This window comes from Streptomyces sp. NRRL S-920, assembly GCF_000717945.1.
Classification (GTDB): Bacteria; Actinomycetota; Actinomycetes; order Streptomycetales; family Streptomycetaceae; genus Streptomyces; species Streptomyces alboniger.
The window spans coordinates 49542-73219 of sequence record NZ_JODF01000034.1; the positions used below are offsets into that span (position 1 = coordinate 49542).

Genomic DNA, 23678 nt, shown 5'->3' on the forward strand with positions numbered 1-23678 from the left:
GTGCACCAGGCAAATGAAACACCCGGGCGGCCCTCGGGACGCTGGAAACGGGCCCGCGCTCTGTACCGCAACGTCTCCAAGCGCAGGACCGCCTGGCTGCTGCTCAAGGACACCGTCAACTCGTGCATCGAGTACCGCATCCTGGGGCTCGCGGCCGAGGCGGCGTTCTTCACGCTGCTCTCCGTGCCGCCGCTGCTGCTGAGCCTCATCGGGCTGCTCGCCTACGTCGACCGGTGGACCGGCGCGAACACCATCGCCAGCGTCGAGAACAACATCCTGGAGGCGTCCCGCACGATCCTGTCCGACCGGGGAGTCAGCCAGATCGCGCAGCCGATACTGGAAGACGTCATGAAGGTCAGCCGGCCCGACATCATCTCCATCGGCTTCCTCTTCGCCCTGTGGTCCGGCTCGCGCGCCGTGAACGTCTTCATCGACACGATCACCGTGATGTACGGCCTCGACGGCGTGCGCGGCATCGTCAAGACGCGCCTGCTCGCCTTCGGCCTCTTCATCGTGGCGCTGCTCATCGGCTCGGTCGCGCTGCCGCTGATGGTGGCGGGGCCGGACGCGGTGGTGAAGCTCCTGCCCGGCTCGACGACGGTCGTCCAGATCCTCTACTGGCCGGTCGTCGTCATCCTCTCCGTGGTCTTCCTGACGACGCTCTACCACGTGTCGGTGCCGGTGCGTTCGCCGTGGGTCGAGGACATGCCGGGCGCGCTGATCGCCCTGGCCATGTGGGTGCTCGGCAGCTTCCTCCTGCGTATCTACCTCACCTCCACGGTCGAGGGCCCCACGATCTACGGCTCCCTCGCCGCGCCGGTCGCCGTGCTCCTGTGGATCGGTGTGTCCGCCTTCGCGGTCCTGGTCGGCGCCGCGGTGAACGCGGCGATCGACCGCGTCTGGCCGTCCGTCGCCACGGCCGCCGCGCGCGCCGCCAACGACCGCATAAGGGAGGCGCAGGCCGCCGAGGTCGTCGCCCGAGCGGCCGCCGCCCGCGAGGGCCTCATCGACCCGGACGACCCCGAGATGCCCTCGGAGTTCCCCGAGCGGTGGTCCCGCTTCCTGCCCCCGGACGATGTGACGTCACGTCTGCGGACGCATGTGCGACGCAACGGCACGGACGACCACACGCCCGGGAAGGACAGCCCCTCCGGCGATTGAGGAACGGGGTCCGGGGCGGAGCCCCGTGGCGTCACGCCGACCAGACGTCCGCCTGCGCGCACTCCTTGGCGAAGTCCGAGAAGTCCCTGGGCTCCCGGCCCAGGACTTCCCGCACCCCCGCGGAGAGCACCGCGTTGCGTCCGTCGAGGTTCGTCTCGAACAGCTCCACCAGGAACTCCGCCTCCTCCGGCGGCACCCCGAACTCCGTGAGGGCGGCCCCGTACTCGCGCGCCGACACCGGTACGTACGTCATCTCCCGCCCCGCGGCCGCCGCGATCTCCGCCACCGCCTGCCGGAACGACAGCAGACGGGGCCCGGTGAGGTCGAGGGTCTGCTCCGCGAACCGGTCGCCGCCGGTCAGCGCGGCCACCACGACGTCCCCGATGTCCCGCGTATCGATGAACGGTTCGAGCACCTCCCCGGCGGGGAAGACCAGCTGCCCGCCCCGCATCTCCTCCAGGAGCGGCCCCTCACTGAGGTTCTGCGCGAACCAGCTGGCCCGTACGACCGTCCACCGCGCGCCCGACTCCCGTACGGCCTGCTCGGTGGCGTGCGCCTGGTGCTCGCCCCGCGCCGAGAGCAGCGTGAGCCGCCCTACGCCCAGTTCGACCGCGAGCCGGGCGAACGCGCCGACCGCCTCCGCCGCCCCGGGCGCGCCGACGTCCGGCAGATACGCGAGATGCGCCGCGTCGGCACCCCGCAGGGCGTCCGCCCAGGTCGACCGGTCCGCCCAGTCGAAGCGCACCGCTCCGCCCCGCGAGGCGGCCCGTACCGTGAGCCCCGCCGCCTCGGCGGACTCCACCACTCTGCGCCCCACCCGCCCGGTCGCGCCGGTCACCAGGACCGTCATGCCCGTCGTGTCCATCGTGTTCGCCTCGTACGCCTTGTTCGTTGTCATGGCTTCAGTGAACCGTCCCGGCAGCAGCGGGAACCATCGCCGAGGCGCTCACGGCCATACGCCTGCGTCTACGCTGCCGCCCATGGACGTACTCGCAGGCTTGCTGGAGGGTCCCCGCGCCCGGGGGGCCTTCATGATCCGCGCGCTGTTCGACCCGCCCTGGTCCGTGCGCATCGCCGACGAGGCACCCCTGTCCGTCATGGTCATGGTGCGCGGCACCGCGTGGATCGTCCCCGAGGACGGGACGCCCCCGCAGCGCATCCGCCCCGGCGACCTCGCCATCGCCCGCGGACCCGACCACTACACCTGCGCCGGCGACCCCGCCACGAAGGCGCTCGCCGAGATCCAGCCCGGTGAGCGCTGCGTGCCGCTGGGCGACGCCCCGCCCGGGAAGTACGGTCCCCTCGGACTGCGCGCCTGGGGAGAGTCGCACGACAGCTCCGTGGAGATGCTGATCGGCACCTACCAGATGCGGGGCGAGATCACCGGACGGCTCCTCGACGCGCTGCCGCCGCTCCTCGTCCTGCCCACCGAGGTGTGGGACTGCCCCCTCACCCCCCTGCTCGCCGACGAGATCAGCAAGGACGAACCGGGCCAGGACGTGGTCCTCGACCGGCTCCTCGACCTCCTCCTGATCGCCGCCCTGCGCGCCTGGTTCTCCCGCCCCGAGGCGGCGGCCCCCGCCTGGTACCGGGCGATGGGCGACTCCGTCGTGGGCCGCGCCCTGCGCCTGCTCCAGGACGATCCCGCGCACCCCTGGACGATCGCGGACCTCGCGGCGAAGGCGGGCGTCTCGCGGGCCGCGCTGGCGCGGCGGTTCGCCGAGCTGGTGGGGGAGCCCCCGATGACGTATCTGACGAACTGGCGGCTCGCGCTCGCCGCGGACCTGCTGCGCGACAGTGAGCTGACGATCGCCTCGATCGCCCGCAAGGTCGGCTACGGCAGCGCGTTCGCACTGTCCGGCGCCTTCAAACGGGTCTACGGAATCAGCCCGCAGGAGCACCGCACCCGGGCGGCGTAACCGTCGGCCGCGCGATGAGGTCGAGGGCGTACGCGCCTACGGATGACCGGTCTTGAAGGAATCGGACACAGCCTGCACGACTGTCCGGGGCCCCGAATCCCCGCTACGGTGGAAGGCATGGACTATCCCGGCGAGAACCGGCTCGCGGCGGCCGTCGTGGCCCATCGCGGCCGTGTCCTGCTCGTACGCCGCAGTGAGACCGAGCGGTTCCTGCCCCGGGTCTGGGGCGTGCCGTGCGGAAAGCTCGAACCGGGCGAGAGTCCGCGCGACGGCGTCCTGAGGGAGCTGAAGGAAGAGACCGGTCTGCTCGGCCAAGTGCTGCGCAAGGTCGGCGAATCCTCCTTCCTCAGTACGTACCACGGCCACGAGGTGAAGAACTGGCAGGACAACTTCCTGGTCAGGCCGCTCACCTTCGACGTGGCGCTCCCCCTGCCCGACCAGGAGCACCGCTGGCTGGCCCCCGCCGACCTCGGCTCGGTCGAGATCGACGACTACAACCGCGACATCGTCCGCCAGGCCTTCAGCACTCGTCCCGGCCGATGAGCCGCGCGAGGTTTTCCAGCCCCGCCAAGTAATCCCCCACCTCCAGCGACTTCTTCGCCACCGCCCGCGTCGGCACGTCCGCCGCGCCGGGGTCGGTGAACACGTCCGTGTAGCGCCGCCGCCCCGCCCCGGTCTCCAGGAACAGCGTCACCGTCGGCCCGGCCGTCGCGCACCACGCCCGGTGCAGGGCGAACGACGGCAGCGCGTACCCGCTCCCCGCCGTGTACAGCGCGCTCTGCGTCAGCCGCAGCCGCGCCCGCCCGGCCGGCTCCAGAAGCCAGTCGCCGTCATCGCCCGCGAGGGACTCCCGGTACCGCGCGGCCTCCAGACCGCCCGCGCCCTCCTCGCCGCCGGGTACGGGTTCGTACAGCTCCATGCCGAGCGCACCCCGCACCACGTGGGAGGCCAGCGGTGAACGGTGGTTGTGGATGTCCTCGCGGGCACTCGCCCCGGGGTGCCACACATGCGCGCGCAGCATGTGCCGGGGACCGCCGTCGACCAGGAGCAGCTTGTCGAAGCCGAGGACGTGGCGGTACGAGAGCAGGGCGCACCCCGACGGGTCGCCCGCCCCCGCCGCCAACTCCGTCACCAGCGGCAACAGACGCGCGGGCGAGCCCAGTTCGGCGACGACCGTGCGGGCCGCCCGCACCAGGTCGTCCTCCGTCGGCCCGGCCGGCGCCCCTTCGAGCAGCCGCCTGGCCCCGTGCACGTGCCGAGCACCCACAGCACTCTCCCCCTCGTCCGCGCGCGGACGCGCCGGTCCCGGGGTTCAGGCACCCGGCTGATACATCCATACGGCATGTGCCCGCAGCGCCGAAAGGCCCTGATAGGTCATCCACAGAGGGCGGCCGAGATCATGCCCGTCCCAGTTCCATATCCCGTCGTCCTGCTGGCGCCACACCGAGCCGACGGCTGTCGTGAGCAGCGCGTGCCACTGCTCCTCGCGGCCCTCGTCGACGGCGACCCGCCAGGCGCCCGGCGTGAGCAGCGCACGCACCATCCAGGCGGCCGTGAAGTGCCGTACGAACAGGACCTCTTGGCGCCAGGAATCCACGGGGTGCGGGCGGCGCACCTCCTCCTGCGTGTTGGTCAGGTCCACGCAGGCGTCGTGCAGCGGCTGCGGGCAGGACAGCAGCCAGCGCACGCCGTCCTCGCGGGCGGCGCGGGTGTTCGTGTCCTCGTCCAGCAGGCGGGCCGCCCGGTCGAGGGCGACCACGGCCTGCGCGGTGTGCACGGGGGACGGGCGGGCGGCCGGGGTGCGCAGCGTGGGGCCCCAGCAGCGGCGGTGCTCCCTGGCGGGGTCCGTGATCGTGCGGTCGACCAGCTCGTCCCGCAGCCGCGCCACGTCGGGTGAGTGCGGCGCCGCGCGCAGCAGGCCGCGCAGCATCGTGGTCACCACGTGGGTCCTGCCGAAGCCGGACGGCTCCAGCTGCGCGGTGAAGCCGGCGGCGCAGCGGGCCGCCTCGGCGGCGACCCGCTCGGGGTCCGCGCCCGCCCGGGCCAGGGCGCCGAGCGCGAGCGCGGTCACCTCGGGCCGCGGCATGACGCCCTGGGAGCGCGCCGCCCAGCCGCCGTCCCGCAGCCGCAGCCGCCACAGCGTGTCCGTGAGGTCGCTGACGCTCAACCGGCCGTCGGGGGCGGAGAGTTCGAGGACGATGTGCAGGCCGTAGGCGGTGCCGGTCGGGGTGGGCCGCACCGGCCTCGTCGGCTCGTCCAGCGAGTGCGGCCAGCCGGTGAGCCTGCCCCGGTCGGGGTCGTCGAGGACGGCCAGCTCCGCGGCGAGCGTGGCGTGCGAGGCGGCCAGGAGCGCCGGGAGGGGGCGGGGCGGCGCGGCGGGACCGTCCGGGGCGGGACCGGGGCGCGTCCCGCGTGGAAGGGGGACCCCCGCCAGGCCCGGTCGGCCCGCGAGACCCCACTGGCCCGCGTGGCCGGGGCGGACGCCGCCGGACCCGTCCGCTCCCGTGCCGCCGCTGTCGCCGTCCTCGCCATCGGCCCGCGCTTTGATCAGCGCGGCCGAGAGCCAGGCGGCGAGGCCCACGCCGAGGCCGCTCACCGCCGCGATGCCGTAGCGCGCGGCGTCCGCCGAGATCGCGTCCGGCAACACGCCCACCAGCGACTGGAACACCGCGTATCCGGCCGCGGCGCAGCCGAAGCCGCCGAGCCAGCCCACGAAGCGTCCCGGGGGCGCGTCGGGCCGCGGGTCCGGGGTGGGTTCCGGCCTCGACGGGCCCCGGCCGAGCCGCTGCTGTGACATGCGGTGCTCCCTCCCTCCAGGGCGGCGCGTGGGGTCGGTGTTCAACACACCAGTCTAGTGCCGGGCGGTTCCGTTTCCCCGGGTCACGGCGGTGCGGAAGGTGGCGTCCAACCTCGCGGGCCGGGCGTGCAGTTGGTACTGCGGCAGGGCGCCGGGGCCGCAGGACTGCGAGCCGATGCCCTGCTGGCCGATGTCCAGGTTGACCCACACGGTGTCGCCCGGGACGAGGTCGGTGCGGTGCCGGGCGGCATCGAGCTGTTCGGTGGTCCAGCGGCGCGCGGTGAACCACGGCCCGTCGCCGGTGTCGACGCGCAGCCCGCCGATCTCCGCCCAGCGCAGCCCGGGACGCGCGCCGTTCTCCTGCGGGCGCACGTATGGGGTCTGCATCGCGTCGACGTCCGACTCCCAGAGGCCAGTCATCGAGGCCGCACAGGTGTCGGGGTAGGCCTCGCCGGGCCCGCCGCCGAACCAGCGCACCCGCCCGGACGCGCCGGGCAGCCCGAAGCGGATGCCGACGCGGGGCAGCGGCACCGTCCACTCGCCCTCGGGCGCCACCTCCAGCGTCAGCAGCAGGCGGGGCCCGTCGGACCGCCAGCGGTACTCCACGCGCAGCCCCAGATCGCTCGCCGCGGGCGCCACCCGTGTACGTACGGTCAGGGCGTCGTCGCTCAACTCGACCGCGTCCACGCGGTGTTGCATCCGGTCGAGGCCGAGCCGCCGCCACCGTGTGCTCAGGGAGGGCTCGGGGCGCCAGGGCATGCCGTTGTCGTTGTCGGTAGGCGCCCGCCACACGTCCAGGCGCAGGTCCTTGATCTCCAGGTCGCCGAGGGAGAGGAGCGTGCCGTGGGCGTCGAAGGCGGCGTCGCCGAGCAGGATGCGGCGGCCGTCGCGTACCGGAGCCGTCGCGCCCAGCTGCACGCCGGGTTCCGTGCCGCCGGGCGCCGACCGCACCGGGCTTTCCTCGTCGGCGAGTTGGGCCCACGCCACCACGTGGCCGCGCTCCGCCCACGCCCCGTCCTCGGCGAGCACCGCCCGCACCGTCCACCGGCTCTCGGTGCCCCGGCTCCGCGCCGGTACGGGCGGGAGCGTCACCTCGACACACTCTCCGGGCCCGGCCGCGGGCATCGGCAGGGAGCCGTCGGCGACGCTCACGCCGTCCACCTCGTACGACCAGGTGAGGGCCAGCGGGGAGAGGTCGGCGAAGTCGTACAGATTGGTGATCCGTACGGCCCGGCCGCGCCCGTCGCCGTCGCTGCTGGTGGGGGCCGGTTCGATGCGGAGCGGTTCGATGCGGACCGGTTCGATCACCTTCTTGTACTCGACGAGGCCGGGAGACGGCGTCCGGTCGGGGAAGAGGAGCCCGTCGCAGACGAAGTTCCCGTCGTGCGGCACCTCGCCGAAGTCACCGCCGTAGGCGTACGCGTACGACGGGTGCGCGAGCCCGTGGTCGATCCATTCCCAGATGAAGCCGCCCTGGAGCCGCTCGTACGTCTCGAAGAGCTTCTGGTACTCGCTCAGGCCACCGGGCCCGTTGCCCATGGCATGCCCGTACTCGCAGAGCAGGAAGGGGAGTTGGCGCCGCTGCTCGGGCCCCTCGTCGGTGCCGCGGCCGATGCGCTCGACCTCGTCGTGATCGGCGTACATCCGTGAATACATGTCGGTGTCCGCACAGGAGCTGTCGCCCTCGTAGTGCAGGAGGCGGCTGCCGTCCCGGGCGCGGATCCACTGGGCCATGGCGGTCAGGCCGCGGCCCGTGCCGCATTCGTTGCCCAGCGACCAGACGACGACCGAGGGGTGGTTCTTGTCGCGCTCGACCATGCGGGCCGCGCGGTCCAGGAGGGCGGGCGTCCAGCGGTCGTCGTCGACGGGGTTGCCCCGCCGGCCGACCGCCTGGAAGCCGTGCGTCTCCAGGTCGCACTCGTCGATGACCCACAGCCCAAGCTCGTCGCAGAGGTCCAGGAAGGCGGGGTGGGGCGGATAGTGGCTGGTGCGGACGGCGTTGATGTTGTGCCGCTTCATCAGCAGCACGTCCGCGCGCATGGTGTCGAGGCCGAGGGCGCGGCCCGTCTCCGGGTGGAACTCGTGGCGGTTGGCGCCGCGGAAGAGGACCGGCCGGCCGTTGACCTTGATGAGCCCGTCCTCGACGGCGACCGTACGGAAGCCGATCCGCAGCGGGATCCGCTCGCCCGCCGTGGCGTAGACCCCGTCGTAGAGCCTCGGCGTCTCGGCGGTCCACGGTTCGACGGCCACGGTGACCGTCTCGCCCGTCGCCATATCGATGCCCAACTCGCTGACGAGGACCCGCCCTTCGACGTCCGCGTCGACGCGCAGCGTGCCCGTCCCCGCGCGATGGTCGTACGACGCGTGCACGAAGTGGTCGCCCGCGCAGCCCTCGGGCCGGTGCAGCAGCGTCACATCGCGGAAGATGCCCGGCAGCCACCACTGGTCCTGGTCCTCCAGATACGACCCCGAGGACCACTGGTGGACGCGGACGGCGAGGACGTTGCCCGCGGGGCGCAGCAGCGCGCCGACGTCGAACTCGTGGGGCAGCCGGGAGCCCTTGAAGTCGCCCAGCTCCGTGCCGTTGAGCCAGACGCGGGCACAGGACTCGACCCCGTCGAAGCGCAGCACCGCCGTGCCCGGCCCCGGCCAGTCGGCGGGCAGGTCGAAGGTGCGCCGGTGGTCGCCCGTGGGGTTGTCGGTGGGCACCCTCGGAGGGTCCACCGGGAACGGATAGAGCTGATTGGTGTAGTGGGGTGCGCCGTGGCCCTGGAGCACCCAGTGTCCGGGGACCGTGATGTCGTCCCAGGCCGCGCAGTCGTGGCCGTCGGCGGCGAACGCGTCGTCCTCGGCGTCGGCGGTGGGGGAGAGGCGGAAGCGCCAGGTGCCGTTGAGGGAGAGGGCGCAGGCGTCCGACGCCGCGTACCAGGCGCGGGGCGGCAGGCAGCCGGTGCCGGGGGACACGTCCTCGTGATGGCGGAGATCCAAGCCGTGATCCATACGTTCCATCAGACCGCGCCGGGGCGGCGGCTCACAATCGTTTCGGAGCGGGAGTCGATGGACGCTTCGGGCGTGGCTCTGTTGCTGCCTCTGACATCGCGCCGCCCCCGCGCATCGCGGGACGCGCCGGCACCCGCGGGGGGTCGTCGGGCCGAACAGGGAAGGGGGCAGGGCGGTCTCGGGTTCAGGCAGGTACGGGCGCAGGCAGCTCAGCCTCAGGGCAGTCTCGGGCAGGTCCGGGCGCAGGCCAGCCTCGCCTCAGGGCAGTCTCGCTTCAGCGAAGTCTGGGTTCACGCAGGTCCGGGCGCGGGCAGCCTCGCCGCAGGGCAGTCTCGGGTTCAGCCGGGTCCGGGCACAGGCAGCCTCGCCTTCAGGCAGCCCCGCCTCAGCGCAGCCCCGCCTCAAGGCAGCCTCGGCGCCCCGCAGCCGTGCGCCCTCGCCGAGCGCCGCGCGAACTCCTTCAGCGCGGCCCTTTCGTACGCCAGCTCGGCCGCGGACGCCTTCGTCGCGCCGCGACCGCCGTCCCTATCGTGCTCCTCGCCGTCCACGGCCCCACTCCGCTCCACCGTGAACAGGGCGGGACCGCCGCCGTCACGGCAGGCCGCGCTGGCCCAGTGGCCGCCGCCCGGCGACCCGCCCGCCGGGGTGTCGCCGGGTACGGGCTCGTCGGAGTAGCGGCCCACCCGCTCCTGTCGTAGCAGCCGCTCGGTTACCGCGTACGGCCCGTAGTACGCGACCAGCGAGTAACGCCGCTCCTCGTGGGCCGAGCCCGTAAGCGGCTCGCCGGCCCCGCCGCCCGCGAGCACGCACACCTCGACGGGCCCGCCGGGCCGTGTGCCCTCCCACGCGCGGGACGCCCGCGAACCGGGGCCTGGGACTCCGCGGCAGGAGCCGGACGCGTCGGCGAGCGGCACGTCCTCGTCGGCGTTCACCGGCAGCGGCACGGTACGCGGAGGCTCGCCCAGCTCGGCGTCGCAGCCCCACTTCCCGGACGCCCTCGCGGCCGTCGCGGTCGCGATCCGCGCGAGGGCGGTGCGGCGCCGCGGGTCGTCGAAGGTGACGTCCTCCTCCTCCACGTCGACGGTGACGAGCAGACCGCCGCGGCGGCGGGCGCAGTCCAGGAGCACCGTGGCGGTCGCCGAGTCCTCACCGGCCGCGCTCGTGAGGCTCTCCCCGGTCGTGAGCAGGCCCTGCCAGCCGCCGCCGAGCGCGGCGGGCGGCAGCTCGGTCGACACCGCCGGGTACAGGGCGCCGAAGCCGCGCGGGACATCGACCTCGCGATCCTCGGCCGTGCCGGCCGCGGGCCGTTCCGGGAGCCTCTGCACGGTCACCTCGACCGACGCGTCATGGGTCGGACGACCCGCGCCGCGCTCGGTCTCGCGACGGACGGCGCACGTCACCTGGCGCGCATCACCCTTGCCGCCGCCGTACGCGTCCGTACCGCCGCGCGCGTACTCGCCGGCCGCCCGCACCTCCGCCCTGCCCGGCCCGCTCTCGAACGGCCCGTCGCCGAGGACGGCCCGCACCTCGTCCGAGGGCAGGACGCCCCCGCACGACTCGGCGAGCACCTGCCGGGCCGCGCGGCGCTCGTGCGGGCCGCCCCACCAGTAGTAACCGCCCGCGATCAGAGCCAGGGCGACGAGCGCCCCGCAGGATGTGAGCACCACGCGCCCCGCTCTGGTCCCCCACGTCAGCCGCGCCACTCCGGCACCTCTCCCATGATCTTCGTGTCCCGGCAGTGCGCGCGCTTCGGCCAGCCCGCCGGCGCCGCGAGATAGCGGTCGAGCAGGGCGCGCGCCCGCTCGGAGAGCCGCCGCCGCTCCTTCGGTTCGAGCACGACGCTGTCCTTGGCCGTGCCCTCGCCGAATCCCAGTTCCGGCGTGACCGTGACCCGGTGGTAGGTGGCGCCCGCGTCGCACTCCGACCGGGCCCAGAGGGCGAGCAGCGGATCGTCGCCGGACCGCGCGACTGTGACGGGCTTCCCGGCGCCGGTCCTGGCCTCAGGCCCGGGGACGTGGTTGGCGCCCCGATGGCTGTCGTACGCGCCGCCCGCCAGCACCCCCGACCAGCTCTCCGCGCCCGCCGCCCTGATCGCGAACCTGCCCGCCGGCTCCGCCGAGTCGTCGAGCTGGCCGCCGCAGGCACCTGAGCGCCTGCTGTACGCCGACGCGTTCCGGTCGAACGTCCAGTCGCCGGGCGCGAACCGCAGCGCCGCGGGGGAGAGCCAGTCGCACAGTTTCGGTGCCTTGGCGGGAGTGGTGCCGGACGCGGACGCCAAGGGCTCGCCGCCGCAGCCCTGCCTGCGGGTGACCCAGTCCGCGACGCGCACCGCCGTGCGGGACGCGAGGAGGCGCTCTGCCTTCGGGACGTCGTACTCGTCGGCGGCCGACGGCAGGTCCACCGTGACGAGCAGGTCACGCGACGGGCGCACCCGGCCGCTCAGGCCCTTCGGGCAGTCGGCGAGCAGGGAGGCCGTCACCGTGCTCCCCTCAAGCCGCTCGTCCACCGACACGGCACCCAGCGCGCTGTCCGGCAACGGCAGTTCGAAGCTGCCGTCGAGCGGGAACGGGGAGGTGCGGGTGAGCACGGCCTCGGCCCGCACCCGCGCCCGCGCGTCGGGCTCCCAGGCGTCGTCTCCGCCGCCCCACGACAGGGTGCAGTCGAGCAGCGCGCGGCTCTCGTGACGGGGCCGCAGCATCGTGCCGAACTCGTCCCGTACGCCCGGCTCGTCATCCGGCACGAACTCACCCAGCTCCTCGGGGAGCAGACCCGCACACGCCCGCGCCAGCTGCCGCTGATTGGCCGCGAACCGTTCCTCGCGGTCCTCGGACCGCGACACGGCGAGCCAGGTCACGCCGGACACGAGCACCGACAGGGTCACCACACAGGCGATCAGCCAGGTGCGCCCTCGCACCGCGCGCAGTGCGCCCACCCCGGGCATGACGCTCCCCATTCCCGCTTCCCCCGCTTCCCCCGCGAAGGTCCCCCCGCGCATCGCACCAGACCAGCCGCACCAGACCAGCCGCATCAAGACCAGGGGGACGGTATCAATCCCGGTCGGCGCGTCGGAGCGCGGACCCTTGTCGCCGGTGGGCCCGTCTGCTTGACTCCGCCCGCCGGAACGCCACGTACGCCGTCGGTGGAGGCCGCCATGGAGATCACCCGCAGATGCCTGCTGTCCGCCCTGTCGGCCGCCGGACTGTTGGCGGTGGTTCCCACGGGCCGCGCGGACGCGGCCGCGGCGGCCGAGGGCCGCGCCCGGCTGCTCGCCAACACCGTGGCGGTTCTCGCCGGAACCGCCGACTCCAACGCCCGTCCGGAGACGGCCGCGAAACTCGCCGCCGTCGAACGGACCGCGCGGGCGAACCTGAAGGCGATGGACGGGGCGGGCGCGGGCGAACTCTTCGCCGGCCTGCCACTCGGCACCGACGACGCGAACCTGAACACCGCCTACCGCCGCCTGTACGAGATCGCCCTCGCGACCCGCACGCCGGGGCTCCCCGCGGACCTCCACGGCAGCACGGCCGTGCGGCGCCGGGTGGTGGACGGCCTGACCTGGCTGCACGAGCGCTACTACGGCGACCAGTCGAAGGGCTACTACGGCAACTGGTTCCACTGGGAGATCGGCATCTCCCAGCACGTCAGCAAGACCCTGGCGCTGCTCGCGGACGAGGTGCGCGCCCACCGCCCGGAGCTGGTGCGCACCTACGTCGACTCCATGGACGCCTACCTGCGCAACGGCACCGACGGCGACGTGAACCTCGACTCCCGCTTCCACACCGGCGCCAACCTCGCCGACATCACCACCAACCGCGTCCTCCAGGGCGCCCTGCTCGGCGAGGGCGGCGAGGCCCGCATCCGCAAGGCCCTCACCGACCAGCTGACGGTGTTCCTCACCATCGACCCCTACCGGCTGCGGCACGGCGTGACGGACGGCTACTACGCGGACGGCTCGTTCCTCCAGCACGCCTCCGTCGCGTATACGGGTTCGTACGGCAAAGGCCTGCTCACCCGCGTCGTGCAGACCCTCAAGATCCTCGAAGGCACCGGCTTCGCGCACGGCGAGGAGCTGGTGCCGACCGTGTACGGCTGGGTGAGGGACGGCTTCGCCCCGCTGATCTTCGAGGGCTGGATGATGGAGATCGTCAAGGGCCGCGCGGTGGCCCGCCCCGACTCCGGATACACCGATGTGGGCGTGGTCGTGGAGGCCGTCGTCGACCTCGCCTCGCTCGCGTCCGGAGACCGGGCCACGGCCCTCAAGAGCTACGTCAAGCACATCGGGGCCACCTCGCGCACCGCCCTCGACCCGGCGCGGTTCGTCTCCCCGGTCAGCGTCGTGCGCTACGCCGACATCATCGGCGACGCGTCCGTGCCGCCCGCCGACCTCAACCCCGCCGAGCGCAGTGTCGCCTTCAACGCCATGGACAAGACCGTGCACCGCAGGCCCGGTTACGCCTTCGCGCTCGCGCGCAGCTCCGACCGGATCAGCAAGTACGAGTACATGAACGGCGAGAACCTCATGCCGTGGTTCCAGGGCGACGGCGCCCACTACCTCTACCTCTCCGGTCAGGACCAGACGCAGGCCTACGGCGTCGACTACTACACGACGGTCTCGCCCTACGGCCTGGCGGGCGTCACGGCGCCGGTCGAACAGCGGCGCACGGTACCGGAGTTGTACGGCAAGGCGTACTACGACAACCCCGGGCACCCGCTCAACTTCACCCCGTCGTCCGCGTCGCAGAACAAGTACGTCTACTTCCCGCGCGGCACCAACGGCCACTCCGGGGGCGCCGTCCTCGGGACGTACGGCACCGCGGCGATGGTGCAGTCGAGCGACGCGGCGCACCACGACCGGGCCCTGCTCCCCGACGACTTCGTCGTGTACCGGAACGCGACGGCGACCAAGTCCTGGTTCCTGCTCGACGACGAGATCGTGGTGCTCGCGGCGGGCGTCGGCGACACCGCCGGGCGGGCCGTGACCACCACCGTCGACGCCCGCACCGCCGCCCCCGACGACCGGACCTCGCTCACCGGCACGCTGCGCGACGGCGCCGCCTGGACCGGCCCCGGCACCGCCGACCTGCGCTGGCTGCGCTACGCCAACGCCACGCAGGGCACCGCCGTCGGCTACGTCTTCCTCGACACGCCGAAGGTGCGGGTCACCCTGGACCGGGTCACCCGCAGCCGCCGCGCCGTGCGCACCGCCAACCCCGATACGCCGGTGACCCGTTCGGTCCTCGGCGTGACGGTGGACGGGGCCGCCGGGGCCCGCCCGACGCGCCTCGCCTACGCGCTCGTACCGAACGCCACGGAGGAGCGGCTGCGCGCCCACCGCCACGGCCCGCTCACGGTCCTCGCCAACTCCCCGCGCCTTCAGGCCCTGTCGCACAGCGGCCTCGGTCTGACGGCCGCCAACACGTTCACGCGGGGCACGCACGACACCGCCGGTCTGCGCGTCGAGGGCCCGGCCTCGGTCATCGTGCGCCGCCAGGGGCGCCCCGGCAAGGCGAGGACCACCGTGGCCGTCTCCGACCCGACCATGAACCGGGACCGGATCACGCTCCTGCTCCGCGGCCGCCGTCTGCGAAAGGTCGCAGGGGACTCCGGCGTACGAGTGAGCCGGGCGCCCGGCGGCACCCGGATCGACGTCGACACGCGCCACGCGTACGGCAGAAGCTTCACGGTCAGCCTGGACAGCTGAATGCCCTTGATGCGTACCGGGCGTGACGGTCAGTCAGCGGCAAGCCCGGGTGCGCTGATGGCCTGCACCGGGCACGCCCGCACCGCTTCGCGCACCATCGGGTCGCCGCCGCCGTCCTCCTTGCCCGGCAGCACCTCGCTGAAGCCGTCGTCGTCCTGCGTGAAGACGCCCGGCGCCGTCAGCGCGCACATGCCCGCCCCCACGCACCGGTCCGTGTCGACGTGGATCACCTTGTTCGTCGCGCCATTGGTCATGGTCAACTCCTACCAGGTGACGGGTAGTTCCAGCATCCCTTGGAGGGTGTCGCCCGGCTTGAAGGGGATGTCGTCGGCGGGCACCGCCAGGCGCAGCCCCGGCAGCCGCTCGAAGAGGGACCACAGGGCGATCTCCAGCTCCGCCCGGGCGAGGTTCTGCCCCAGGCACTGATGGATGCCGAACCCGAAGGCGAGGTGGTGGCGCGTGGTGCGGTGCCAGTCCAGCTCCTCCGGGTTCTCGTAGGCCGCGTCGTCGCGGTTGATGAGGGACGTGGAGAAGATGACGCCCTCACCGGCGCGCAGGGTGCTGCCCGCGATCTCGATGTCCTCCCTCACCACGCGCAGCATGCCGTCCGCGATGGACAGGTAGCGCAGCAACTCCTCGACCACGGCGGGCATCAGCGTCGGCCCGGCGCCGCCGGGTCCCGGCCGCAGTTCGGCGAGCCGCTCGGGGTGCTGGAGCAGGGTGAACGTACCGAGGGAGATCATGTTCGCGGTGGTCTCGTGCCCCGCGACGAGCAGGACCGTGGCCAGGCTGACCAGTTCGTCGCGGTCGACCGCGCCCGCCGCCAGCTGCCGGTGGATCAGCTCGTCGAGGAGCCCGTCGCCCGGGTCCCTCCGCTTGCGGTCGATCAACACGTGAAAGTACGCGGCCAGTTCGTCGCGCGCCGCCTCGGAGTTCTCCGCGCCGGGGCCGCGCAGCAGACGGCGCGACTGCTCCTCGAAGAAGTCGTGGTCGGCGTAGGGCACGCCGAGGAGCGCGCAGATCACCATGGACGGCACAGGCAGCGCGAACGCGCCCACCAGCTCGGCCGGCGGCCCCTGTTCCTCCATGGCGTCGAGGAGCCGGTCCACGGTCTCCTGGATCCTCGGGCGCAGGGCCGCGACGCGCTTGACCGAGAAGCTCGGGATCAGCATCCGGCGCTGGACGTTGTGCCGGGGGTCGTCGACGCCGAGCAGGGCGACCCTGCGGTCGCGGACGCGGGCGAAGCGTTCGGTCGGCGCGGGGAAGTCCTCGCTCTGGCGGTCCGAGGAGAGCCGCGGATCGGCGAGCAGCACCCGGGCCGCCTCGTGCCCGGTGACCAGCCACACGGAGCGACCGTCGAACAACGAGACGCGGGTGAGCGGCCCGGCCTCACGCAGGGGCGCGTAACCGGTCGGCGGGTGGTAGGGGCAGGCGCGGTCCTGAGGGAAGGGCGTGAGGGCCGGGCCCGGGGCCGGGGTCGAGGTGGAAGTGGAGGCTGGGGCGGAGGCCGGGGGTTGCGTCGACTCGACTGACTCCATCATGGACGTACCTCGCAAGCGCAGATGGTCCCTTACCCGCCCCATTGGATGCTCAGGGCATCTATCTCGTACACGGCAAGACCGGCCAGATCGACGGCGGGCGGGATCTGGCCGGAAAACCCCCGTGCGAGGATCCGGGAGAACCATGTGCGGCCACTGTGGAGGATGAGAAGAATGTTCGCGATTTCCCTGGGCGACGGAGCCGAACTGCGCCCGCTGGAGCCCTGGCAGGCCGAGGAGTTCCTGGCCCACATGGACCGAGGCCGTGAGTTCATAGGCCAGTACGTCGGCCTCCCCGACATCACCGCCGATCTGCCGGCCGCGCGCAACTGGCTCCAGTTGTACGCCGACAAGGCCGCCGCCGACACCGGCCGCCTGTACGGCATCCGGCTCGACGGACGTCTCGTCGGCGGCGTCCTCCTCCGGAGCTTCGACGCCGGGACCGGCACCTGTGAGGCGGGCTGCTGGCTGGAACCGGCGGCCGCAGGACAAGGCCTGGTCACTCGCGCCGTACGCGTCGTCATCGACTGGGCGTTCGAGGTACGGGGGATGCACCGGGTGGAGTGGCTGGTGGCTCCGGAGAACATCCCGAGCATCAACGTGGCCAAGCGCCTCGGCATGACCCTCGAAGGCGTCCAGCGCCAGAACGACCTCTACCGGGGCGTGCGCCAGGACACCGAGATCTGGGCCGTACTGGCACCGGAATGGCGCGCCGCGCGAGCCGAGGCGGCGGCCCGGTGAGCGGGGCGGACCGGCTCCCGGTAAATGGCTGGCGTGCGCGCTGAGCCGCGATCTAAGCTGTGTCCCGTTCCTCGGCGGCCACCCCGGCCGCCGGGCCAGGCCGACCAGACCCAGGAGGTGTGACCGATGGCTGTCGTCACGACGGGCGTTGCCCGCATCCGGAAGTTCATCAAGTCTACCTCCGTGGCCACCGGCTGACCGACCGTCATTTCGCCGCGCGCCGTCGAGCGCGCGTGCCGGGGCCACCCCTGTGAAGGGTCACCCCTTGTCTTTCTCCGCTCTTCCGTTCTCCTCCCTCCTGAGTTCGTCCGCGTCCGCCGCGCACCCCCTCGCCCCCTACGGCTGGGACGCGCGCTGGGAGGCCGAGTTCGCGCCGTACGCGGCGCAGGGGCTGCTGCCCGGCCGGGTCGTCCGCGTCGACCGCGGGCAGTGCGACATCGTCACCGCCGAGGGAACCGTGCGGGCCGACACCGAGTTCGTCACCCCGCGCGATCCGCTGAAGGTCGTATGCACCGGCGACTGGGCCGCGGTGGACCCGGCCGGCGGCGACCCCCGCTACGTACGGGCGTACCTGCCACGGCGTACGTCCTTCGTGCGCTCCACCTCGTCCAAGCGCTCCGAGGGACAGGTCCTCGCGGCCAACGTCGACCACTCGATCATCGCCGTCTCCCTCGCCGCCGAACTCGACCTCGGCCGGATCGAGCGGTTCCTCGCGCTCGGCTGGGAGTCGGGCGGCCAGCCCGTCGTCGTGCTCACCAAGGCCGACCTCGTCCCGGACGACGCCACGCTCGCGCACCTCGTCGAGGACGTGGAGACCTCGGCGCCCGGCGTCCAGGTGCTGCCGGTCAGCGCCACGAACGGCGACGGCGTCGACATCCTCGCCGCGGTCGTCTCCGGCGGCACGTCGGTGCTGCTCGGCCAGTCCGGCGCGGGCAAGTCGACCCTGGCGAACGCACTCGTCGGCGCCGACATCATGGAGGTCCAGGCGATCCGTGACGTCGACGGCAAGGGCCGGCACACCACCACGACCCGCAACCTCCTGCTGCTGCCCGCGGGCGGCGTCCTCATCGACACGCCGGGGCTGCGAGGCGTCGGCCTGTGGGACGCCGGGACCGGTGTCGGGCAGGTCTTCGCCGAGATCGAGGAACTGGCGGAGGACTGCCGCTTCCACGACTGCGCCCACACCGCCGAACCCGGCTGCGCGGTGCTCGCCGCGGTCGAGGACGGCACCCTTCCCGAACGCCGCCTCGACAGCTACCGCAAGCTGGTCCGCGAGAACCAGCGCATCGTCGCCAAGACGGACGCGAGGGCCCGCGCGGAGCTGCGGCGGGTGTGGCGGCTGCGCAACGCCGAAGGGCGCGCGGCCCTGGAGATGAAGCGGGGACGACAGCGCTGACCTCATCGGTCGGGGCAGTGCCGGGCGCCCCTGAGGGGGCGCCCAGCGTCGTGTCCGAATTCCGCCAGCCCGGGTGCGCCCCCGGCTCCACAATGGAGGGCGTGATCGATGAGGAGACCCGATACGAGGCCGTGCGCAGCCGGGACGCCCGCTTCGACGGCGAGTTCTTCTTCGCCGTGGAGACGACCGGCATCTACTGCCGCCCCAGCTGCCCCGCCGTGACCCCCAAACGGCAGAACGTCCGCTACTACACCACGGCCGCCGCCGCCCAGACCTCCGGCTACCGCGCCTGCCGCCGCTGCCGGCCGGACGCCGTGCCCGGCTCCGCCGAGTGGAACGTACGCGCCGACGTGGTCGGCCGTGCCATGCGCATGATCGGCGACGGCGTCGTCGACCGCGAGGGCGTCCCCGGCCTCGCCGTTCGCCTCGGCTACAGCGCCCGGCAGGTGCAGCGCCAGCTCACCGCCGAACTCGGCGCGGGCCCGGTCGCGCTGGCCCGCGCCCAGCGGGCGCACACCGCGCGCGTCCTGCTCCAGACCACGGACCTGCCGATCACGGAGATCGCGTTCGCCGCGGGCTTCGCCAGCGTCCGCCAGTTCAACGACACGATCAAGGCCGTGTACGCGCTCACGCCGACCGCGCTGCGAGCCGCCGCCCCCCGACGCGGCGCCGCACGCGCCACACCCGCCGCGGGCATCCCGCTGCGCCTCGCCCACCGGGGCCCCTACCAGGCCGCGGCGGTCTTCGACCTGCTCGCGGCGGAGGCGGTCCACGGCATCGAGGAGGTCACCGGCGAGCGCGCCGCCCGCACCTACCGGCGTACGCTCCGACTGCCCTACGGGACAGGGATCGTGGCCGTCGAGGAAGCCCGCTCCACGGCCGCGGCCGGGGGCGAGGGCGGGGGCAGGGGCGGGGCCGGGGCAGCTGCCGGCCCCGGAGCCGTACACCGCGGCGGCTGGCTCGACGCCCGGCTGCACCTCACCGACCTGCGCGACCTCACCACCGCCGTGCAGCGCCTGCGCCGCCTCTTCGACCTGGACGCCGATCCGTACGCCGTGGACGAGAGGCTCGGCGGCCACCCCCGCCTCGCACCGCTCGTCGCCGCCCGGCCCGGACTGCGCTCGCCCGGCGCCGCCGACCCCGAGGAGTTCGCGGTGCGGGCGCTCGTGGGGCGGACCGGCGCCGAACGGCTCGTGGAGCGGTACGGCAAGGCGCTGGACGCGGCCTGCGGACGGCTCACCCACCTCTTCCCCGCGCCCGCCGAACTGGCCGTCGAGCGCGGCCCGCTCGGCGCGCTGGCGACGGCGCTCGCCGACGGCGCCCTGCGGCTGGACGCGGGGGCGGACCGGGACGACGCCGAGGCCGCGCTGCGCGCCCTGCCCGGCCTGGACGCGAGGACGGCGGCGCTGATCAGGATGCGGGCGCTCGGCGACCCCGACGTCGCCCCGCCCGGCGAACCGGAGCCGATCCTCGACGCCTGGCGGCCCTGGCGCTCGTACGCCCTGCGCCACCTGCGGGCGGACCGGGACCCTACCGCGCGTCGAGCCCCCAGCTGTGGATCCGGCGCGGCCGGATCCGGATCAGCTCCTCGCTGAAGCCGGGGCCCAACTCATGGGGCCCGGTGAGCAGTTCGGCCTCCCCGCGGATGTCGATGCCCCGCACCTTCCACGGCTCCAGGCTCACGATGTCGTCGACGACGAGGGATACCTTGGGGTTGGTCCGGAGGTTGCGCCACTTCTTCGTGGTGCCCAGCGAGTGTCCGCCGACCAGGATCGTGCCGTCGTCCCGCGGGAAGAAGCCGACGGGGTTCGCCTGCGGCTGCCCCTTCGGGTCGACCGTGGCCATCCGCCCCAGCCGCTGGGACCTGAGGTACGCGCGTTCGGCTTCGCTGAATTCACTCATGCGCCGACCCTCGCACGAGCCCCGGCTCCGCCGCACACCCCGACCAACAACCCCCCAGGAATCATGACTCCCGACCCGAGACCGGCCCAGCCCGTCCTCGCCCAGCGGGAAGCTCGACACGAAGGAGACACTGCGCGTCGGCGCGGCCGTCCCTCGGCTACCTGGCAGGGAGCACCCTCACCGAGCACGGCTGGAAGCCGAGCGGCACGCCGTCCGCGTGAATGCTGCCCGTTCCCACCATCAACCACACGGTTGTGCCTTCGTGCGTGCAATTTCCTTGAGTGCGAGCCGGGCCGCTGGTGTGCCCGCTGACGTCTCCCAGTACGGATGGGCGGCGATCAGTCGAGAGAGGTGCAACAGCCGCCGTCGGTTTGCGGCAGTGCCGTCCGCTGTTGCGGCGGAGAGGCGTCCGTACGTGACATACCAAGCTGTCTGGGCCTCCAAGAGGTCCGGGGGGAAGGTGTTGCGATCCATGATGCGATTAGATCGCATGTTCGATTTTCAGGGCAACCGGCGAGGTAATGCGGAAGGTGATCACTGGTAACGCGCAGCAGTGGCTGGGAGCACGCTGCTTTCCGCGATCGGCATGTGGTGGTCGTGATGGGCGCCGTCGTCACCGTGGCGGCCCCGGCCGACGGTGAGTTCCTGACCGTGGGCGCGGTCGTCCAGTCCTGTGCCGTCACCAATGCCTGGGTAGGTGGTTTGCCGACTATGAAGAAGGTTCATTCGATCGGCAAGGTTGCGTCGGCCCTCGGCGGCGCCATCGCGCTCATCGCCACGCTCACCGGCCCCGCGACTGCCACGGCCGGCGGAGACGAGCTCTACCTCCAGGTCAACGGCCAGACGGTCTGGAACTCCGCCGACAGCCCTCGTACGGACCGACCCTTACCGCGAGGGCCTCATCGCTGCCTCCTCACGTGGGCGGGCCGGCGGGTGTTGCGGAGGGCTGGTAGTGCCAACTGGTCGCCGGGGTGCCCTCATCCGGTCCCAGCTCAAGGCTCGGAGGGTAGGTCCGGCTCAGGAGGTGCCGGGTGCGTGCAGTCACTGAGGTCCACCGACTCGCCCAGCCGTACCCGCCGAAAAAGCCCACTCTCATGAGCATCGACGTGAACCAGCAAGATCCGACAGAGGTGGCCTAGCCCCAGAACACGGCCCCGAGCCACGCCCCCAGGATCATCAGGCACGCGAACAGTTCGGTCAGTACGCTCGTGCCGCCGCTGCGCATGGCCGTCCGCGTCGCCGTCACCGCCTCGCCGTGACCGCCGAGCCGCAGCCGCTCCGCGGTGTAGATCCCGCCGATGAAGCCGGGCACCGCGCCGATCACCGGCACCACGCAGAAGCCCAGCAGCGCCCCCGCCCCGGCGAAGACGGCCATCCGGCGCGTGGCGCCGCTCTCCCGCAGCCTGCGGGGCGGCAGCTGCCAGCGCACCGCCTGCGCCGCGAGCAGCACCACGGACGCGCCGACGAGGACGCCCCAGGCGAGCCCCCTGGTGTCCTGGAGCGCCCACCACAGGACCGCGGCCCACACCAGCCACGGTCCCGGCACTCCGGGCACCAGCACTCCGCACAGGCCGAGCAGCATCACCACCGCGACCAGCAGGAGTTCCCACGCTCCCATCTGCCCAGCGTGCCGCAGGTCCGGTGAAACCGCAGGTCAGGTTAGACCTGCGGCGCGCGGGTACGGCGTGCCACCCAGTCGCGTTCGTACGCGTGCCAGCCCAGCTGGAGCCGGGTCGTCACGCCCGTCAGCTCCATCAGCCGCTTCACCCGGCGCTGCACCGTCCGCAGCCCCAGGTCGAGCTGTTTGGCGACGCTCGCGTCGGTCAGGCCCGCGAGGAGCAGCGAAAGGATCTCCAGGTCCGTGCCGTCCGGGCCCTCGGGCGCCTCTTCGCGGGCCGCGCCATCGCCCTCGCCGAGGCGCAGCGGCAGCGCCTCCCGCCAGACCGCCTCGAAGAGGCCCGTCAGCGACGCCAGCAGCCCGCTGGCGTGCACGACGAGCGCCGCGGGCTCCGCGGTCCGCGAGGTGAGCGGCACCATCGCGAGCGAGCCGTCGGCGATCACCAGCTTCGTCGGGACGCGGTTCACGACCCGCACCCGGTCGTCGCGGCCGACGGCCGTCGACAGTTCGACGAGCCCCGTGGGCAGGTCGAGGACCGCTCGCTCGACCACGACGCGGTAGCCGACGCCCCGGCCCGCCGCCCGCTTCCCGGCGCTGTGCTCCACGCCGGTGCCGGCGCCGCCGGTGAGCAGTGCGCACACCTCCTCGCTCGCCCCCAGCTGCAACTGGAGGAACCGCTGCGAGACGGCGGCGGCGCCGGTCACCACCTCGACGAGGTCATGGACGGTGGGCTCGGCGGCCTGCGCGCGGTACTCCTCGGCGAGCAGGTTCGCCGCCAGCTCCGCCTTCTCCAACTCGTGCCGCCGCTGGGTGAGAAGAGCGCCGAGCGCGACGCCCGGCGGCGCGGCCACCCAGCGGCCCGCCCTGCCGGAGGCCTGCGCGGCCAGGCCGTGCCGCTCCAGGCGGCGCAGCGCCCGCTCGGTCTCCGGCTCGCCGAGGCCGAGTCTGCGGGCGAGGTCGGGCACCTCGGCGGCGCCCACCGACACCAGTGCCCGGTACGCCGACTCGTGCGTCCCGTCCAGACCTATCGCTGCCAGCATCCGGCGACGTCCCTCCCCGAAGCTCCGTCCCGGCGGCGCCGTGGCGGGAAACAGCCACGGCGTGAACCCGCCCCAGGACATCATCCCGCCCGCGGACGGTACGCGGATTGAACTCGGCGCTACTGGGCACGCGGGTTACAAGCCGGGTGCACTCACCGAGGTGAAGCTGTCGTCCTCCTACGACGAGGGCGGCACATGGAAGGCGGCGACGACCGCCGAGCACGCCGGGACGCGGGGCGCGACCGTCAACCACGCGGGCGCCTCCGGTGAGCAGAGGTGGCGCAAACCCGGCTGACGGACCCTCACGGCGACTCCGTCACACAGACCGTGGCCCGGCGCCTGCGACGTGCGCCGGCCATACAGACACCGCCGGGCGGTCCTCCTGTGGGGGGTAGGCCCGCCCGGCGGTCCCCTCCGTCGCCAAGATGGCCGGAATTTCCGGAAGCACCGTTTTCGTGCGCCCTCCGCGGTGGAAAATAGGGGCATGAGCCAGCAGGGGGAGAGGCGCACCGGCCGCGACGACGACTGGTGGGGGCAGCTGTACGACGACACCACACAGGACACGGGCCCCACGCCCGCACCGGACACCCTCGACGACAGGTTCGCCTCGGCGTCGGACGCGGTGAAGGAAGGGACCCCGGCGGACGCGTCCCTCACACCCCCGCCACCGGCCGCCCCGGGCGGCCCTGGGGGCGCCGAGGCGGCGGGGCCCCGACGGGACGCACCGGGACCGGCCGAGCCCCGTTCATCCGAACCCCCACCCCCCGCCGCCGAAGCCCTGATCCCACCCCAGGCCCCACCGCCCCCCGGCGGCCCCGCACCAACCCCTCCGACCGCCCCACCAAACTGTCTCTTTTATACATCT

General features: G+C 73.3%; 19 protein-coding genes and 1 pseudogene. 9 read left to right on the forward strand and 11 right to left on the reverse strand.

Annotation, left to right across the window (positions count from 1 at the left end):
- Positions 1-1161: a YihY/virulence factor BrkB family protein gene (locus IG54_RS0123720; RefSeq protein WP_030787951.1), complete on the forward strand. Its 1161-nt coding sequence runs from the start codon at positions 1-3 to the stop codon at positions 1159-1161.
- 31 nt (positions 1162-1192) lie between these two features.
- Here the strand turns inward: IG54_RS0123720 and IG54_RS0123725 are convergent, their stop codons facing one another.
- A complete protein-coding gene (locus IG54_RS0123725; RefSeq protein ID WP_051819830.1) occupies positions 1193-2059 on the reverse strand; it encodes an NAD(P)H-binding protein in 867 nt (288 codons plus the stop codon).
- 82 nt (positions 2060-2141) lie between these two features.
- Between IG54_RS0123725 and IG54_RS0123730 the strand changes: the two genes are divergently transcribed.
- Positions 2142-3080, forward strand: coding sequence for an AraC family transcriptional regulator (locus IG54_RS0123730; protein ID WP_030787955.1), 939 nt, complete (start codon positions 2142-2144; stop codon positions 3078-3080).
- 117 nt (positions 3081-3197) lie between these two features.
- Positions 3198-3623 (forward strand): NUDIX hydrolase, encoded by a 426-nt coding sequence (locus IG54_RS0123735; protein WP_030787957.1) that lies wholly within the window; start codon positions 3198-3200, stop codon positions 3621-3623.
- Here the strand turns inward: IG54_RS0123735 and IG54_RS0123740 are convergent.
- From IG54_RS0123740 to IG54_RS0123760, 5 genes are all read right to left on the reverse strand, one after another.
- Entirely contained in the window at positions 3601-4347 is a 747-nt protein-coding gene (locus IG54_RS0123740; protein WP_030787958.1) for a hypothetical protein, read from the reverse strand. The genes IG54_RS0123735 and IG54_RS0123740 overlap by 23 nt on opposite strands.
- Before the next feature lie 45 nt (positions 4348-4392).
- Positions 4393-5877: a hypothetical protein gene (locus tag IG54_RS43015; protein ID WP_030787960.1), complete on the reverse strand. Its 1485-nt coding sequence runs from the start codon at positions 5875-5877 to the stop codon at positions 4393-4395.
- A gap of 54 nt (positions 5878-5931) precedes the next feature.
- A complete protein-coding gene (locus IG54_RS0123750; protein ID WP_051819832.1) occupies positions 5932-8877 on the reverse strand; it encodes a glycoside hydrolase family 2 TIM barrel-domain containing protein in 2946 nt (981 codons plus the stop codon).
- A 401-nt stretch (positions 8878-9278) separates the two neighbouring features.
- Positions 9279-10544: a hypothetical protein gene (locus IG54_RS0123755; RefSeq protein WP_158708910.1), complete on the reverse strand. Its 1266-nt coding sequence runs from the start codon at positions 10542-10544 to the stop codon at positions 9279-9281.
- A gap of 23 nt (positions 10545-10567) precedes the next feature.
- A complete protein-coding gene (locus tag IG54_RS0123760; protein WP_234336316.1) occupies positions 10568-11818 on the reverse strand; it encodes a hypothetical protein in 1251 nt (416 codons plus the stop codon).
- 210 nt (positions 11819-12028) lie between these two features.
- Here IG54_RS0123760 and IG54_RS0123765 point away from each other — a divergent pair, with 210 nt between their 5' ends.
- Complete coding sequence (locus IG54_RS0123765; RefSeq protein WP_030787968.1) at positions 12029-14578, forward strand: polysaccharide lyase family 8 super-sandwich domain-containing protein; 2550 nt, start codon at positions 12029-12031, stop codon at positions 14576-14578.
- A 29-nt stretch (positions 14579-14607) separates the two neighbouring features.
- Here IG54_RS0123765 and IG54_RS0123770 read toward each other — a convergent pair whose 3' ends face one another.
- Both IG54_RS0123770 and IG54_RS0123775 read right to left on the reverse strand, forming a co-directional pair.
- Positions 14608-14832 (reverse strand): ferredoxin, encoded by a 225-nt coding sequence (locus IG54_RS0123770; protein WP_030787972.1) that lies wholly within the window; start codon positions 14830-14832, stop codon positions 14608-14610.
- 9 nt (positions 14833-14841) lie between these two features.
- A complete protein-coding gene (locus IG54_RS0123775) occupies positions 14842-16119 on the reverse strand; it encodes a cytochrome P450 (protein WP_078594405.1) in 1278 nt (425 codons plus the stop codon).
- A gap of 171 nt (positions 16120-16290) precedes the next feature.
- Between IG54_RS0123775 and IG54_RS0123780 the strand changes: the two genes are divergently transcribed.
- The 3 genes from IG54_RS0123780 (at position 16291) to IG54_RS0123790 (ending at position 19848) form a co-directional block, all read left to right on the forward strand.
- A complete protein-coding gene (locus tag IG54_RS0123780; protein WP_030787978.1) occupies positions 16291-16857 on the forward strand; it encodes a GNAT family N-acetyltransferase in 567 nt (188 codons plus the stop codon).
- Positions 16858-17122: 265 nt separating this feature from the next.
- Positions 17123-18253, forward strand: coding sequence for a ribosome small subunit-dependent GTPase A (gene rsgA, locus IG54_RS0123785; protein ID WP_420712275.1), 1131 nt, complete (start codon positions 17123-17125; stop codon positions 18251-18253).
- Positions 18254-18345: 92 nt separating this feature from the next.
- Positions 18346-19848, forward strand: a complete 1503-nt coding sequence (locus IG54_RS0123790) for a DNA-3-methyladenine glycosylase 2 family protein (RefSeq protein ID WP_106977070.1) — start codon at positions 18346-18348, stop codon at positions 19846-19848.
- On the opposite strand, the gene IG54_RS0123795 is transcribed toward IG54_RS0123790, so the two are convergent.
- The 3 genes from IG54_RS0123795 to IG54_RS0123810 form a co-directional block, all read right to left on the reverse strand.
- The gene (locus IG54_RS0123795; protein ID WP_030787987.1) at positions 19784-20155 is read right to left on the reverse strand and encodes a PPOX class F420-dependent oxidoreductase; all 372 of its coding nucleotides are present in this window, start codon (positions 20153-20155) and stop codon (positions 19784-19786) included. The genes IG54_RS0123790 and IG54_RS0123795 overlap by 65 nt on opposite strands.
- A gap of 1135 nt (positions 20156-21290) precedes the next feature.
- Positions 21291-21773: a DUF456 domain-containing protein gene (locus tag IG54_RS0123805; protein ID WP_030787990.1), complete on the reverse strand. Its 483-nt coding sequence runs from the start codon at positions 21771-21773 to the stop codon at positions 21291-21293.
- 41 nt (positions 21774-21814) lie between these two features.
- Positions 21815-22813 carry a helix-turn-helix transcriptional regulator gene (locus IG54_RS0123810; RefSeq protein ID WP_030787993.1) on the reverse strand — a complete coding sequence of 333 codons (999 nt, stop codon included), beginning with the start codon at positions 22811-22813 and terminating at the stop codon, positions 21815-21817.
- 61 nt (positions 22814-22874) lie between these two features.
- Between IG54_RS0123810 and IG54_RS0123815 the strand changes: the two genes are divergently transcribed.
- Together IG54_RS0123815 and IG54_RS43020 are read left to right on the forward strand one after the other, a co-directional pair.
- Positions 22875-23108: a hypothetical protein gene (locus IG54_RS0123815; RefSeq protein ID WP_030787996.1), complete on the forward strand. Its 234-nt coding sequence runs from the start codon at positions 22875-22877 to the stop codon at positions 23106-23108.
- 189 nt (positions 23109-23297) lie between these two features.
- Positions 23298-23678, forward strand: a pseudogene (locus tag IG54_RS43020) (hypothetical protein); the annotation flags it as partial.

What these genes read in the sequence shown, in the direction of transcription:
- IG54_RS0123725 (WP_051819830.1), bottom strand. Translation starts at nt 2,059, where the DNA reads ATGACAACGAACAAGGCGTACGAGGCGAACACGATGGACACGACGGGC.
- IG54_RS0123730 (WP_030787955.1), top strand. Translation starts at nt 2,142, where the DNA reads ATGGACGTACTCGCAGGCTTGCTGGAGGGTCCCCGCGCCCGGGGGGCC.
- IG54_RS0123735 (WP_030787957.1), top strand. Translation starts at nt 3,198, where the DNA reads ATGGACTATCCCGGCGAGAACCGGCTCGCGGCGGCCGTCGTGGCCCAT.
- IG54_RS43015 (WP_030787960.1), bottom strand. Translation starts at nt 5,877, where the DNA reads ATGTCACAGCAGCGGCTCGGCCGGGGCCCGTCGAGGCCGGAACCCACC.
- IG54_RS0123750 (WP_051819832.1), bottom strand. Translation starts at nt 8,877, where the DNA reads ATGGATCACGGCTTGGATCTCCGCCATCACGAGGACGTGTCCCCCGGC.
- IG54_RS0123760 (WP_234336316.1), bottom strand. Translation starts at nt 11,818, where the DNA reads ATGCCCGGGGTGGGCGCACTGCGCGCGGTGCGAGGGCGCACCTGGCTG.
- IG54_RS0123765 (WP_030787968.1), top strand. Translation starts at nt 12,029, where the DNA reads ATGGAGATCACCCGCAGATGCCTGCTGTCCGCCCTGTCGGCCGCCGGA.
- IG54_RS0123770 (WP_030787972.1), bottom strand. Translation starts at nt 14,832, where the DNA reads ATGACCAATGGCGCGACGAACAAGGTGATCCACGTCGACACGGACCGG.
- IG54_RS0123775 (WP_078594405.1), bottom strand. Translation starts at nt 16,119, where the DNA reads ATGATGGAGTCAGTCGAGTCGACGCAACCCCCGGCCTCCGCCCCAGCC.
- IG54_RS0123780 (WP_030787978.1), top strand. Translation starts at nt 16,291, where the DNA reads ATGTTCGCGATTTCCCTGGGCGACGGAGCCGAACTGCGCCCGCTGGAG.
- IG54_RS0123790 (WP_106977070.1), top strand. Translation starts at nt 18,346, where the DNA reads ATGGAGGGCGTGATCGATGAGGAGACCCGATACGAGGCCGTGCGCAGC.
- IG54_RS0123795 (WP_030787987.1), bottom strand. Translation starts at nt 20,155, where the DNA reads ATGAGTGAATTCAGCGAAGCCGAACGCGCGTACCTCAGGTCCCAGCGG.
- IG54_RS0123805 (WP_030787990.1), bottom strand. Translation starts at nt 21,773, where the DNA reads ATGGGAGCGTGGGAACTCCTGCTGGTCGCGGTGGTGATGCTGCTCGGC.
- IG54_RS0123810 (WP_030787993.1), bottom strand. Translation starts at nt 22,813, where the DNA reads ATGCTGGCAGCGATAGGTCTGGACGGGACGCACGAGTCGGCGTACCGG.